The organism is Nocardiopsis sp. ATB16-24, assembly GCF_030271535.1.
Taxonomy (GTDB): Bacteria; Actinomycetota; Actinomycetes; order Streptosporangiales; family Streptosporangiaceae; genus Nocardiopsis.
This window is the reverse complement of record NZ_JASCXJ010000011.1, coordinates 1-14,700: the sequence shown is the minus strand read 5'-3', so window position 1 is coordinate 14,700 and position 14,700 is coordinate 1. Positions and strand designations below refer to the sequence as shown.

General features: G+C 70.7%; 7 protein-coding genes and 1 CRISPR repeat array. Of the genes, 2 read left to right on the top strand and 5 right to left on the bottom strand.

Going from position 1 to position 14,700, the window contains the following annotated elements; all coding sequences use genetic code 11:
* The first annotated feature begins 2 nt into the window (after positions 1-2).
* Both acnA and PFX91_RS13515 read left to right on the top strand, forming a co-directional pair.
* Positions 3-2,669, top strand: coding sequence for an aconitate hydratase AcnA (gene acnA, locus PFX91_RS13520; protein WP_285731871.1), 2,667 nt, complete (start codon positions 3-5; stop codon positions 2,667-2,669).
* Between the two features lie 324 nt (positions 2,670-2,993).
* Positions 2,994-4,181, top strand: coding sequence for an FUSC family protein (locus PFX91_RS13515; RefSeq protein ID WP_285731870.1), 1,188 nt, complete (start codon positions 2,994-2,996; stop codon positions 4,179-4,181).
* 209 nt (positions 4,182-4,390) lie between these two features.
* Positions 4,391-4,785: direct repeats of the CRISPR family, unit length 29 nt; unit sequence GTGCTCCCCGCGCACGCGGGGATGGTCCC.
* A gap of 121 nt (positions 4,786-4,906) precedes the next feature.
* Here the strand turns inward: PFX91_RS13515 and PFX91_RS13510 are convergent.
* The 5 genes from PFX91_RS13510 to PFX91_RS23140 form a co-directional block, all read right to left on the bottom strand.
* Positions 4,907-6,172, bottom strand: coding sequence for a TIGR02679 family protein (locus PFX91_RS13510; protein WP_285731869.1), 1,266 nt, complete (start codon positions 6,170-6,172; stop codon positions 4,907-4,909).
* The gene (locus PFX91_RS13505; protein WP_285731868.1) at positions 6,169-10,326 is read right to left on the bottom strand and encodes a TIGR02680 family protein; all 4,158 of its coding nucleotides are present in this window, start codon (positions 10,324-10,326) and stop codon (positions 6,169-6,171) included. Before PFX91_RS13505 ends, PFX91_RS13510 begins: the two co-directional genes overlap by 4 nt.
* On the bottom strand, positions 10,323-11,636 hold the full coding sequence (locus PFX91_RS13500; protein WP_285731867.1) for a TIGR02678 family protein: 1,314 nt from the start codon (positions 11,634-11,636) through the stop codon (positions 10,323-10,325). Before PFX91_RS13500 ends, PFX91_RS13505 begins: the two co-directional genes overlap by 4 nt.
* 35 nt (positions 11,637-11,671) lie before the next feature.
* Entirely contained in the window at positions 11,672-13,228 is a 1,557-nt protein-coding gene (locus tag PFX91_RS13495; protein WP_285731866.1) for a TIGR02677 family protein, read from the bottom strand.
* A gap of 255 nt (positions 13,229-13,483) precedes the next feature.
* Complete coding sequence (locus PFX91_RS23140; RefSeq protein ID WP_352231675.1) at positions 13,484-13,645, bottom strand: hypothetical protein; 162 nt, start codon at positions 13,643-13,645, stop codon at positions 13,484-13,486.
* Positions 13,646-14,700 lie beyond the last annotated feature (1,055 nt).

Here is a 14,700-nt window from a genome sequence, read left to right as displayed (position 1 = left end):
CCATGACATCCACCGTTGACGGCGCGATCACGTCCACCCTCACCGTGGGCGGCCGGGAGATCCGGTACATCGACCTGTCGGCCATCGACGGCGCCGACTCCCTGCCGTTCAGTCTCAAGGTGCTGTTGGAGAACGTCATCCGCCACGGCGGCGGGACCGACACCGTCCAGGCGCTGCTGAGCCGAGACGAACAGGACCGGCGGTCGGACGTGGAGATCCCGTTCAGTCCCGCCCGGGTGGTCATGCAGGACATGGCCGGTGCGCCGGTCGTCCACGACCTGGTGACCCTCAGGGAGAAGATGGAGGAACTCGGAGGTGACGCCTCACGGATCAAGCCCCTGATCCCGGGGGACCTGGTCATCGACCACTCCGTGATCGTGGACAGCTCCGGGAGCCGGTCGGCGTTCCAACGCAACGCGGAACTGGAGTTCGAGCGCAACCGGGAGAGGTTCCGCTTCCTGCGGTGGGCCCAGGGCGCCTTCGACGATCTCCGCGTCATCCCTCCCGGCGTCGGCATCATCCACCAGGTCAACATCGAACACCTGACCCGGGGCGTGATGACCGTGGAGCAGGACGGGGAGACCCTCGCCTACCCCGACACGTGCATCGGGACGGACAACCACACCACCATGGTCAACGGCCTCGGCGTGCTCGGCTGGGGCGTCGGGGGCATCGAGGCCGCCGCCGCGCTGCTCGGTCAGCCGCTGTCCACGCTCATCCCCCCGGTGGTCGGGGTCGAGATTGTCGGTGCCCTGCCGGCCGGGGCGACCGCGACCGACGTGGTGCTGACCGTGACGGAGATGCTCCGCGAGCACGGGGTGGTCGGCAAGATCGTCGAGTTCCACGGCCCCGGGCTGGCCGAGATGCCGGTGGCCGGCCGGGCCGCCATCGCCAACATGTCCCCGGAGTTCGGCTCCACCGCGGCCATGTTCCCGGTGGACGCGGCCACGATCGACTACTACCGGTTGACCGGCCGCTCCCCGGAGCAGGTCGAACTGATCGAGGGCTATGCCCGGGCCCAAGGACTGTGGAATGGCGGCACCGGTGCGCCGGCGCGCTACTCGGAGTACCTCCGACTGGACCTGTCCACCGTGGTGCCGTCCATCGCCGGCCCCTACCGGCCCCAGGACCGGATCGAACTGGACCGGGCCCAGGAGCGGTTCCACGCCGACCTGGCGGTCGTGAACTCGTACCGCTCCGCCGACGATCCCGTCCAGGTGGAACTGGACGAGGGACCGGTGGCCCTGGACCACGGCGCGTTGGCCATCGCCACGATCACCAGCTGCACCAATACCTCCAACCCCCAGGTGATGATGACGGCGGCCCTGGTGGCGAAGAACGCCGTGCGACGCGGCCTGGCGGTCCCACCGTGGGTGAAGACCTCGATGGCCCCGGGATCCCAGGTGGTCACCCGGTACTTGGAGAAGGCCGGACTCCTGCCGTACCTGGAGAAGCTGGGCTTCCACGTCGTCGGTTACGGGTGCACCACCTGCATGGGCAACTCCGGACCCTTGCCCGCCCCCGTCTCGGACGCCGTCAGGAAGAAGGGCCTCACCCTCGCCTCGATCCTTTCGGGGAACCGGAACTTCGAGGGCAGGATCAGCCCCGACGTGCGCATGAACTACCTGGCCTCCCCGCCGCTCGTCGTCGCCTACGCGCTGGCCGGCACGATGGACATCGACATCCGGAAGGACCCGCTCGGACGGGACGGCGACGGCGACGAGGTCCACCTGGACGACCTGTGGCCCTCCCCGGAGGAGGTCGACCGAGAGCTCGCCCAGGTCGTCACCCGCCGGATGTACCTGGACAACTACGGCGACGCCCACACCGGATCGAGACAGTGGGAGGATCTGGAGGTCCCCTCCGGCCCCACCTACGACTTCGATCCGGAGTCCACCTACATGCGTGGCTCCCCCTTCCTGGAAGGGGTCGGACTCGAACCGGAACCCGTCCAGGATCTGAAGGGGGCGCGGGTCCTGGTCAAGCTCGGGGACTCCGTCACCACGGATCACATCAGTCCAGTGGGACAGATCCGTGCCGACAGCCCGGCCGGGCACTACCTGCTGGACCGGGGTGTGGCGCGCCGGGACTTCAACACCTACGGCTCGCGGCGGGGCAACCACGAGGTCATGGTGCGCGGGACCTTCGCCAACGTCCGGCTGCGCAACGACCTCGTCAAGGGGACCGAGGGCGGGTTCACCCGGCTGCTGCCGGGGGGAGAGGAGATGACCGTCTTCGACGCCGCCACCCGCTACGCCGAGCACGACGTTCCCTTGCTGGTGCTGGCGGGCCGGGAGTACGGCACCGGCTCCGCCCGCGACTACGCAGCCAAGGGCACCCGGCTCCTGGGGGTCCGCGCGGTGCTGGCCGAGTCCTTCGAGCGGATCCACCGGTCGAACCTGGTGGGCATGGGCGTGGTGCCCCTGCAGTACCTCGAAGGCGAGTCGGCGGAGGGGCTCGGCCTGGACGGGACCGAGGAGTTCTCGATCACCGGACTGGCGGAGTTCACCGACGGCGGCCATCCCGAGACGGCCCGCGTCCAGGCCCGCCGAGCCGACGGGCGGACGGTGTCGTTCACCGTCGAGGTCCGGGTGGACACCCCGGTGGAGGCCGACTACATCCGCCACGGAGGCATCCTCCCGTACGTTCTGCGTGCCGGCCTTCGGTAGGGGAGGCCCGAAAGCGACGCACCCCCTCCTCAGAGCCATTTTCGGCGCCGGAAACGGCCGCGAAGAGGGGGTGCGTCGGCAATCCGGGAGGGGGCGCCGACCGCGTGACCCCCTTCGGTTCGGGTAGGCGGGTTCCGGATCCGACCGAGATCCCACCGGGCGGCTCGGTTCCGCAGAAGGCAGGGCGTGCTCCGCCCGGACCAGCGAATTTTCGGGTGCGGAGAGTAACATATCTGTCTGTATGCGTAATGACGGTGACAGTGGTGGTCGCCACCGGGGTATGCGGTGGTCCGCCGAACGCAGAGCCGGTGAAGAGGCGAGCGGATGCTGAACCACCTCCACGCCGCAGGGCGGTGGCTGTTCCGCAAGGGTTCGGTGGTCCTGGAGCACCTGAGCGACAACATGTGGTTGGTGTTGCAGTGCGCCATCGCCGCCACCTTGGCGTGGATCATCGCGGGCGGGTTGGTCAAGGACCACGCGCCGTTCTTCGCGCCGATCGCCGCTGTCATCGCACTCAACACCGTGGGCGGTGAGCGCGGGACCAACGCGGTGCGGATGCTGTTGGGCGTGGTCATCGGGATCGTCGTCGGTGAGTTATCGATCGCCCTCACCGGCGGAGGTTACGGGACCATGGTGGTCGCCATCGCGGTGGCGATGACGGTCGGGGTCGCCTTCGGCGCCGCACGCCTGGTGATCGCCCAGGCCGCGTCCGGGGCGATCCTCACCCTGGCCTTCGCCGACGGCCAGGTGGGGATGAGTCGGCTCACCGACGCGCTGATCGGGGCGGGTGTGGCGTTGACGATGAGCCAGGTGCTCTTCCCCGCGCGTCCGGCTGCCCGATTGCGGCGCATCGAGACCGAGACCCTGCAGGAGATCGTGCGTCTGCTCAACGCGACCGGTCATGCGCTGAAGGAGGACGAGGACCCCTCGTTGAGCACGGTGGACCGCCTGAGCGCGCTGAGCCGACCGATGGCCGACCTCAGCCGCGCGAAGGAGACCAGCCACCGCAGCGTGCGGTGGACCACCGCACGCTGGGCCAGCTCCGAACCGCTGGAGTACGAGGACGAGAGGGTGGACCGGCTCATCATCCTCAGCGAGAGCTGCCTGTCCCTGGCGCGGACGACGGCCGCCATGGACAAGGAGGAGCGTCAGCGCATCGCCTCGGTGGTGTGGGAGATGGCAGCGGTCCTCGCAGTACTCGCCGGTGACCTCACCGACCGCGAGGCGCGTCAGCGCGCGGTCGACCTGGCGCTCAACGCGGCCCAGCCCTTCAGCGAGAGTTCGGTCGATGACCCGGTGACCGCTGCGGCCCACCTGTCCGTGCAGATGGTCGCCACCGACATCATGCTTTTCGCGGGAGTGGAGGAGACCGAGAGCGTGGTACAGGCACTGTCGGGCGAGGACGAGGAACTGTGGGTCCCCCACCCGCGCACGGAGGCGTGGCCTCCGTGGCTGCACCGAAAGCCCTCCGTCTCCGGGCTCCGCCGGGCGTTCCGACGCCGTCGCCGTTGACACGGGGGTGAAGTGTGTTCCGTGGTGGGAGAGGGGCTCGACGCCGTCGGCCGGTCGGTCCGAGGCTCACCGGGGAGAGGTGTTCCGTCGTTTGTCGGTAACCTCGGACCATGGGTTTTCAGGGAGCGCAGACGTTGTCTGTTTTGTCTGTTCTTCGGGAAGTTGTAAAAACGGGCCGCTGCCTGAGGTAAAGGTGCAAGTCAAGAAGTGTGCTCCCCGCGCACGCGGGGATGGTCCCCGGATCGCGACGTGGCGGATCGCCGGGTCTTCGTGCTCCCCGCGCACGCGGGGATGGTCCCGCCTCGGCGACCTTCGCGGGTTGATCCACGCCGTGCTCCCCGCGCACGCGGGGATGGTCCCATCGGCTCGTTGCGTCCCCAGAAGGTCACCCCGTGCTCCCCGCGCACGCGGGGATGGTCCCCCCAGCCAGAACACCGGGGCCAGAGCGACCGTATGCTCCCCGCGCACGCGGGGATGGTCCCGCGGTGCTGTCCATCGCCTCCACCGTCTCCGGGTGCTCCCCGCGCACGCGGGGATGGTCCCCTGGCCGACCTCAACGAGCGGCTCAAGGCCGCATACTCCCCGCGCACGCGGGGATGATGCGATGGCAGGAAAGCCGAGAGCCACACACCTAGATGAGGTTCGGTGGGGGTGAGAAGACCAAGAACCCCATCCCCGGTCCTCCGTACCGACCCACAGGGGAATCCGATGTCGGGTCCGTGAGGTCAGTGGTCGACCATGGTCGCCAAGTCGTCGATCAATAGGTCGGCGACCCTCTCCTCGGGGACGGCCACCCCTCGCTCGGCGATGGTCCCGGCCAGTTCCGCGTCCCAAGGCACGGGGCTCATCCTTCCCGGATCGGATCCAGCAACGCCGTCCTCGACCGCGTCCAGATAGTCCTGGGTCCCCATCCGCCAAGGGACGGCACCGGTCCGAGCCATCAGGTGGGCGGCGATCCGCAACCCCTCCCCATCGAAGTCCCCGTGATAACGCAGCTCGACGCCCGCTTGAGCCAACCGGTGCAGCAGGGCCACGACGGCGCTGTTGGGCCACCCGGAGCCGCAGACCAAGGGAGGGCAGTGTTCCCCCAGACGACGCTGGGCGATCGCCAGTACCGATGGGTTCTCCACTACGTGCACCACCGGGCCGGGCACCCTCATCTCCATGGCGTCGGACAGTTGATCCAGGGTCACCGACGCCGCGCGTCCGGCCCCCGCCCACACTCGCAGGGTCGTGGCCAAGGGGCCTTCCCCTTCCGGACGCAGGCCCAGTACCAACACGGAGGTGGAATGGGAGTCACAGTCCACCCCGAATCCGGCCCACAGGTCGCGCCTGCCCCGTGCGTCCTGGGGGAACGGTGCGTCCCGCAGGGTCGCCAGGGCCCGTAGCACCAAGGAGGGCAGTGCTCCGGTTCCGTCCAGGGCATGCGGATCACCGGTGACCTCGGCGGCCAACGCCGGCAGGGGTCGGCTGTCGGCCAGCGGCAACAACGCCAATATCTCCAGAGCCTGAGCCAACCGCCGCCGCAGCCGCTCCGCGCCATCCCGGGGAATCCCGTCAGTGCGCACCCGCGCCACCCACTCCGACAGGGCGGGCTGATGGGCGACCACCGGATGCGCCTCCAACCACGACCACAGCTCGGAACGCTCCATGGCGGCCCGTGCCCGTTCCGCCGCACGGTCCCCGAGCGGTCCGACCACCGACTCCGCCACGGTCCGGCCGTCCACTCCGAGCGGGGCCAGGGCCGCGTCCAACCGGTCCATGCGGACGGTGGTCCGCGGGCCGGGATAGGCGGTCAGTCCCAGCAGGTCCGCGAGCGCGGCCTGCGCGGTCTCGTCCAACCCCCGCAGGGTCACCGAACGTACCGGACGCCCCGACGACAGCCGGTCGTGCACCGCGCGCCACAACGGCAGCAGAGGCTCCTCCACCACATGCGAGGGCACCGGCGGAACCCCGGCCGGGCCGGGTACGGCCTCTTCCGTTCCGCTCATCGTTCCTCCCCGGCCAGGGAGGCCGTCCCCGGCGCCTCTGCGGCACCATCGACGGAACCCTCCCATGCGCTCCCGCCCTCCCCGGCGGGCTCGGCCTCGGCCAATGCGGAGCCGGTCCACACCCACCGGGCGGTGGTCACCGCGTCGTCCGTCTCGTCGGGGCCCGCGGGGATCAGCTGGTGGACGGCGATGCCGTCCAGTTCCGCGTAGGTGCACCACTCGTGGTCGCTGGTCAACACCAGGTCCAGTCCAAGGTCGACCAGCAGGGCGAAGATCTGTCCCCGGTTGGCGGTGTCCACCCCCACGAACACCTCGTCCAGCAGGATGAACCGGGGGGCTCCGGGATCGGTGGCGTAGTGCGCGGCCACCGCCGCGAACAACGGCAGATGCAGCGCGATCGCCTTCTCCCCGCCGGAGAGCCCGCCGTGTTCGCGCCGGGTCAGCCGCTGCCACCCCCGGCCGTCGTCACGGTCCAACTCCACGGTGAACCGATGCCAGGAGGTGTAGTCCAGCACCTGTGTCAAGTGCTCCTCCCACCCGGCGGCCGAGTCCTCCGCGCGTGCGTCATCGATCCGCTCCCGGAAGAAGGCGTGCAGTACCTCCCGCTCGGTGTCGTCCAGGTTGCGCGGATCTCGGACCAGGAGGGCGCGCGCACGCTCGGTGCCGTGGGGTGCGTCGGGGGCCACCTCCCATCGCAGGCGCACCGAGATCCGCGAGGCGGTCCGCACCCGCCCCAGGCGCTCGTTCATCCCCTCGACCAGACCGGTCGCCCGGCGGATCCGTTCGGCCAGATGACGCCGGGTGTCCCCGGTCAACACCCGGTCGAACAATCCGTGTTCCTCCTCGGTCAGGTCGGCGGACCGGACCCTGTGCTCCTCGGCCAACGCCTCGTACAGGCCTCGCGCGCCCATGCGCACCCCGTCCAACAGGGCGCTGACCCGCTGCGTCTCGCCCACGGTGACCAATTCCAGGTAGGTGCGTCCGGCCAGGACGTCCCGGGCGCCGTGCACGGCCTCCACCACCCTGGCCCGCGCTCCGCTGAGCCGTTCGGGGGAGTGGTCGGCCCGCTGGGAGGTGGCCGAGACCGCCCGTGCCGTGTCCAGCACACCTCGCACCGTGGACACCTCGTCCACGGGCACGTCCAGCCCTGAGTCCTCGAACAGGGAGGTGTCCAGCAGTTCTCGAAAACGGTCGGCCGCCGTGTCCCGGGCCGCGATCGCCGCGGTATTGCGTTCGTCCAGCACACGCACCTCGGCGACCAGTTCACCGTGTCGGCCTTGCAGCGCCCGTTGCTCCGACCGGACCGCGTCCAGGTCCTCACGCAGGACCTTCAACCGTCGCTCGGCCAGAGCCACCCGCTCCTGGACCCTGCGGTGCTCCACACCCACGGTGGCCTCCACCGCGGCCAGGCGGGCCCCCAGGTCTTTGGCGTTGCGTTCGGCGGCCGTGGCGGCCCTCACCGCCCGAACCGCCTCCTCCTTCGCGGCGGTGGCGTCTCCTTGGGCCTGTCGTAGGCGTTCGGTCCGCACGAACAGTTCCGCACGGCCGTCCAACCAGGTCTCCACCGCCTCACTGAGGGACCCCAGGGCCGAACGCGCGCTCTCCAGAGCGTCGGGGTCCGCGGGCAGGCGGTGCCGCGCCGTGACCGCTTGCAGTTCCCGTTCGGCCGACGCCACCCGGGATTCGTGGTCGGCCAGGCGTTCGCGTCGCCGTTCCGTCTCCGCGCGTCGAAGGGCCACCAGTTCCTGGGCCGACCTCAGTTCGCGCGCCGACCGCCGTGCGTGCGCGTCGGAGGGCAGGGCGGACACCTCGGCGTCCAGTCGCCGGCGCCGCTCGTCCAGGGCACGGCCCTCCTCCTCCACGGCCTCTTGCGCGGCCTCGATCTCAGCCAGCTTCGCGGTGAGCTCGGCGACCAGCCGGGCACGGTTGCGCTCCCGGGCCAGTGCTCCGATGAGGGTCGGCGCCTCCTTGGCCGCATGGCCGTGCAGGTGCCCCAACCGCCACCGGCCGTCCGCGCACACCACCACGGGAGCGTCGGTGCCGTGTACCCCGCCGTGGCCGAGCCCCGCCACGGTGGCCCCGTCCGCCTCGTAGGACACTCCCGCCAGCACCGCACGCACATGCTCGGCCGGGACCGGGGTGTCCTCCTCCACCACCAGCACCTCCATGAGGTCGGGGCCGGTGCCCGAGTGTGCCGGGGCCGCCAGGGCGGTGTCACCGACCACCTCGGGCACCGACCCGTCGGGCATGACCCAGGCGTCCAACAGGCCCGAGGCCTCCAGTGCTCCCTCCACTCCGGCACGGACACCTTCGGGGACCCCGTCGGCGAAGCCCACCAACCGCCACAGCGGCGCGCCCGAGCGCCCCACGCGGTCGGCGGTGCGGGTGTGCGGAGTCGGAGGGGCGACCACGGTCGTCTCGTTCAGGGCGAAGATCCGCCCGGTCACCTCCTTCCGCTGCTTCTCCCACTCCTCGGCGCGCTGGCGGACCCGCTGTCGCGACATCGCCAGCTCCTCCCCGGCCCGCTGCCGTGCGGCGGTCACCCCGGCGTGGGGACCGGCCCCCGTCTCGGGGTCGATCGCCGCGATCAGCCTTTCGGGATCTCCCACGGGAAGCTCGACACACGCGCGGGCCCAGGTCGTCAACGCCTCGGCCAGAGCGGCCGTTCGGGCCTCGTGGGCGGACTCCGCCCGTGCCTCGCCCTCCTTCGCCTCGGCGAACTCCTCACCCGCCTCACCCAGGTCCGACTCCAGCTCCTGGCGGCGCCGCAACCTTTCCCGGTGGGTGTTCCAGGCCGTGTGGACCTCGCGGATCAGCTCTTCTCGGTGGGAGACGGCGGCGCGCATCAGCCGGCGCGCCTGGGTCACCCCCGTGCGACCCTCGGCCGCCAGCGCCCGCTCCGTCTCCTCGAACGCCCCGGCCAGGTCCGCCCGCAGCGCGGCGTGCTCGGCCCGAGAACGGGCCCGGGACACGCTCTGCTCGCTCCGAGCCACCACGTCCGCCGCTTCCCGTGCCCGGTCCGTCCCCTTCTCGGCCGCGGCCCGACGCCGTTCACTCTCGCGGGCCAGTCCGGCGGACTCCTCCGCGGCCCGACCGGCCTGCTCCCGCAGGAGGTCGATCCCCGACCCCGCCCGGTAGGCCTCGCTGTCCTTGAGTCCTTGTCGCTCGCTGGAGACCGCGTCGAGCAGTTCCTCCAGCTCCACCTCCCGCTCACCCAGTCGGAAGAGCTCCTCCTCGGTCTCGTGCGCCCGGGCCCGGCCCGTCCGAAGCCGCTCAGCGCACCGGCCCATCTCGGCTGTGGCGGCGGTGAGCTCGGCGGCGGCGCCCCGGAGCACCCGTGAGGCGTACACACGCTGCCGGGCGGCCAGGTCCTTGGCGGACTCCACCTCCTTGGTCAGCTTCCGCAGCCGTTCGCGGTGTCGGTCCAACCGCTCGAACCCACCTGCGATGTCGGCCAGCTCCCCCTGGCCCAGTGGGGGCAGCGCGCTGGACAGAAGGGAGGACAGCAGTCCCGGGTCCAAACGCTCGGACAGTTTGGGTGTGCGCAATTGCAGCAGTGCGGTGATGAGCGCGTCGTAGCGAGCCTGGTCCAGGCGGGGATAGAGCAGAGCGCGTACGGCCGACCGGTACTCCTCCGGTCCCGAGTAGACGGTCCCGTGCCCCGGCTCCTGGATCGCCGTCTTGAGCTGTTTGACCGTCAGCGGCTGCTGTTCGGGGGTGAGCAGGGACAAGTCCTCGTCCACCCGTGAGGTCGAGGTGAAGTAGGTCGGCTTCACCGAGGAGACGTCGCGTGTGGCCTGCAACCGGGCGCCCAGTGTCAGATACTCGGTGCCCTCACCGGCGGGGCGTTCGAACTCCAACCACACGTACCCCACCCGAGTCGCCCCGGGGTAGCCGTGCCCGATCATGTTCCAGTGCATGGCCCGTTCGTTGCCGCCGAAGGTCGACAGCCGGTTGGGACGCAGGCTCGCGTCCAGCAGGAAGGGCAGCAGCAGCTCCAGGGCCTTGGACTTGCCGGTGCCGTTGCGACCGCGCAGCAGCAGACGACCCCGATGGAAGGTGAAGACCTCCCGGTAGTACCGCCAGACGTTGAGAATGCCCGCACGAGCGGGGCGCCACCGGTCGATGCCGTCCTCCGCAGGGGTTCCGGTCATGCCTTTCCCGTCTCCTGTCCCTGATCCCGTTCGGATGCCGGGCCGTCGAAGGCGGCCCGGTCGACGGCGTAGCGGTGGGCCGCGGGCAGCGGCCGGTAGCGGGGGCCGCCCCAGCCGACCCCGGTCTCCACGGTGTCCTCGTCCGGCACGGCCCTGGCCAGACCGTGCCCGACCAGCACGTCCAGGGCCGCCCCGGTCAGCTGCGCCGCCCCGCCCTCTGCTCGGAAACTGCGCGCCCACGCCGGTCTGCGGGCCAACAACCCTTCCACCTTCCCCACCAGGGCGGGCCAGGGCAGGGGCTCGGCCGCGTCGAGCAGCACGTCCAGCAGCAGCAGGGCGGTCTGCTTCACGTTGCCCTCGCCTGGGAACACGTCGTCGGTGGCCCGGCTCTCAGGATCCACCAGCAGGTACCCCTCGGCCCTTTCCTCCAACCGGAACCCGGCCTCCTCGGCCGCTCGCCGCAACAGCCCCCGCCCGGTCAGGGTCGCCGCGTACTCGGCCTCCTCCGTGCTCAGGTCCGCCGTGTACACCACCGGATCGTCCAACAGGCGCCGCATCAACGAGTGCCGTGCGCGCAACAGCCGTTGGTGGTGGGTGGGGCCCACGGTCTCCTCTTCGCCTTGACCACGGCCCTCGGCGTCACCCCGGTCGACGGGACCCTCCACCGGGAAGCCGTATCGCTCCTCGGCCACCAACCCCCTCAGGTTCGGGCGCGTCCCGCCCAGGCGCGAGGGAGACACCGGTGCGCTGATCAGCCGGGCCAGCCGTGCGGTGTCGGCACGGTACAGCACCAAGGCGTCCTCGCCGGCCAGATAGGACTCGGTGCTGCCGTCCACCGCGGTCAGAGCACCGTGGTCCTCCAACAACAGCAGCGCGTCCACCAACGCGGCGCGCTCGGACCGCAGCGAGGAGTCGAAGTCGGCGATGGCCTCCTCCACCGCGCACGTGTGCGCCACCCTCTGGGCCAGCAACCCGATGGTGGTCCGGCTCAACACGGTCAACTCCGCCGCGGCCAGGAAGAACAGTGTGTAACGCCGCCGGTCGAAGGCCATCCCCGACCCACGGACGCGACGTGCCGGACGCGGCACCGCCACATGGGAGTCGTCCGAGCGCACCTTGGCCAGTCGCGCGTAGCCCTGGCGAGGTTCCACCGTCAGGGTCCACCCGCAGAAGTAGTCGAACCAGGCGGTCAGCTCGGTGCGCCTGCGTCGCACCGCCGTGAAGGCCGCCTCGTCGTGCTCCCGGGTCAGCAGGGGAGAGGCGAGCAAGGCCCGGATGCCCAACGCCATCTCGTCCCTGGTCTGGGTCACCCGCCGGTTGGCGGACCGGGTCGGGGGCCGGCCGTTCACACCCCACCGCCTTTCCCCGCCACCACACCGGCCGCGCCGGCACCGGGCACGTGAATCGACACCACGTGGTCGGGACCGGTGAGGACCCCGCGCGGGGTGCGCAGCCTCGCCTCACGGCCGTCCGGCGGCGGGTACAGCACGATCTCCAACCGCCCGTCCGAGGTCAGAGCACGCCGGGTACCGTCGCCGCCCGCCGGTTCGGACAACGCCTGACCGAGCAGCGTCAGCAGATGTTCGAACAGGTCATGGTCCAGAGCACCGAACGCCGACAGCCGCACTGGCCCGTCGGTGGCCAGCAGGCGCCGGGCCCTCTCCACCTCCGCCCGCTGGGCGAGCGCATGTTCCCTGCGGCGCCTGGCCGTCTCCTCGACGTCGCGTACCCGTGCGGTCCGGGCGACGCGCCCCGACCTGCCCGAGGAGCGCAGATTGGGCGACACCGGAACCGGTTCGGCCTGTGCCCATGGTGTCCCTGGGGCGACCAGCTCGTCGTCGGCGTGCCCCGAAACCGCGTGTCGTGCGGGGGACAGGCCCGTCAACGCCGACCACAGCCGGTGCAGCTCCTCCTCGGATCCGGCCCCCGCGAACCAACGGGCCGCCGTCCGCAGGTCCTCGACGGTGCTGAAGGACCGCCGCCGCGACTCGGTGATGCGCTCCAACGCCTCCAACAACGCACCGATGGCCCGCCGCGCCACCTCGTGCAACCGGCGGACCCCCTCCTGGCCCTCGGCCGTGGGCTCGAACCACAACCGCAGCCCCGACCACCTGGCGCGTCTGCTCTCCAACCAGTCCGCACGCACACGCTCGGTCGCGCTCGGAGGAAGATTGGCCCCCGACAACGCCCGCTCCAGCAGGCGTTCCACACCCCGGCCCTCCACCCGGGCCAACGCGTCGGCGATGGTGCGGGCCCGCTCCTCCAGGTGGTCCACGAACGCGTCCAGGTATCCCACCGTGGCCCGCTTGACCTCGTGGAAGGTGCCCAGATCGGTGCCCTCCGCACGCAGCAGCCGCTGGAGTTCGTTGTTGAAGCGCTTGGTGTTGTCCCGTAGTGAGTCCAGGTGGCCCTCCAGTTCCTGGAGGGTGGTGAAGACCCGGCTGTCCGCCCCCGGGTCCTCGTCGGCCGCAAGAACGTACAAGGCGTCCAAACGGTCGGCGATGGCGTCCAACACCGCCGTTTGCAGGGCGCCTCGCTCTCTCAGCCGCTCCAACACCAGCCGCACACCCGCGAACTCCGCCTCTCCCCGCGCGGTCAGGGTGTACTGGACGTTCTTGCGCTCGAACTCGGCGGCGGTGGCGTAGGCCGCGGTGTAGCTCTGGGAGGACTCCACCAGGCCGAGCGACTCCAGGTGGCGCAGCGCCGCCTCCACCTCGTCCTCCCCGGTGGGCTCGGCGTACCCGGTCTCCGGCAGGCGGGTGTGCACCTGTTCAAGGGGCAGAGCCGTCTCAAGACGTTCGTTGGCGTCGTTGAACACGTGCAGGATCGCGAAGTACAGGTCGCGGCGGTTCCCGGAGGTGAAGTCGAAGATCCGCGCCGGCAGCCGTTCGAAGCCGTGCACCCTTGGACGCCTCCTCTTCCTACCGGCGGTCTTCGACCACGGTACCCACGGGTGAAGGCCGCCACGGTACCCCGACCGGTTCCGGCCGGCGGTGCCAGTGAAGGGGTGAGGCCCCCCACCGGTTCGACTCGGGTCTCGATCGGCTCTTTCGCCGCCATGGCCGCCGCCCTGGACGGAGCGGGACGGACGCCATCAGAGGTGGTGGGAACCGGCCACGAAGGAAAGTCGGAGCCGGTTCCCGGACTTTCGGTGCGCTCAGGTGTCGCAGCTCTGGCAGCGGCGTGTGGCGACCCGCTCGGTGTTGCCGTGCGTGGCCCGTGCGGGGGAGGACTCACCGAGACGGCGCCACAGTTGTGGGTCGGGGGCGGGGATCCACCCCCACCGTGGCGCCTTGATCTCGGATTCGGACTGGTGCATGCAACCCGGACGGTGGGCCACGCCCCGGGGTGAGATGAGGATGGCGTCGTTCGGAAAAAGCGCGTCCCCGGACGCGGCGCCGGTCTCCTGAACGCGGGCGCTCCGGTCGTTCCGGTCGAGAGAGCACGCACATCCGCCGCCGAGGGGGAGTTCGCAGAAATCGCAGCGTTCCATGGGATCCATCATGTACGTCCCCTATGACCGATGGGTTTCGTGTTCCGGCCCCACCGGTTCCCCCGCTCCCTTCCTCCTGCCGGTGGAGACCAGCGAACGCCGGCGCACGTACCTCTTCCTCGGAACCGATCCCCTTCTGGGCGTCTACCCGCGCAGGCGTTCCAGTGCTGCCAAGACGGCGCCGTCGAGGTCCTCCACGCTGATCGACCCGGTGACGCCTCTCTGTCAGGCGGCGGGCCGGTGAGCCTCCTCGGCCTGTCGCATCCCCCGTGATCTTGCTCCCAGCGTCACTGGGAGTGCTCGGCAGTGCCACCAAGAGCAAGATCACGGGGAAAGGGCGCGCTTCTCCACCCGGGTGGCGTAGAGGAAGCCCGTCTGCGATTCCCGACGGGGAACCGGGAGGGGCCGCCAGGCGAGCGGGCCACGGTGACGACCGGAACCGGGAGAAGGCCGGGCGACCGGAACTGGAGGCGGCGAGCCCTCGGGCCCCTCCCAGTGGCCGGCGCTTCCGCCGTCCGGGCACGCGAGCGCTGGTGGACAGGTCACCGCTAGGTCATCGCCGACAGATCTTGCTGGAGTCACCCCGGCGCCGCTGTCGAAACCCTCCTTGACACCACCATGATCAACCAGTGGATCTTGCTCCCAGCGTCACTGGGGGCGCCCGGCAGTGCCACCAAGAGCAAGATCACGGGGAAAGGGCGCGCTTCTCCACCGGCAACGCCCCGCTCGGATCCCTCTCCCGTAGCGTGGGCGCATGGTGCGTCCTGAAAGCTGTGTCAGGCCAGCGGGTGTAAGTCCCGTCCGGGTAAGCGCCGGAGCGCCCGGTAGCAGGCCCCAGCCGTGCGGGGAGACCCGCCCGGCCGAGCGGGGTGTCAAAGGCC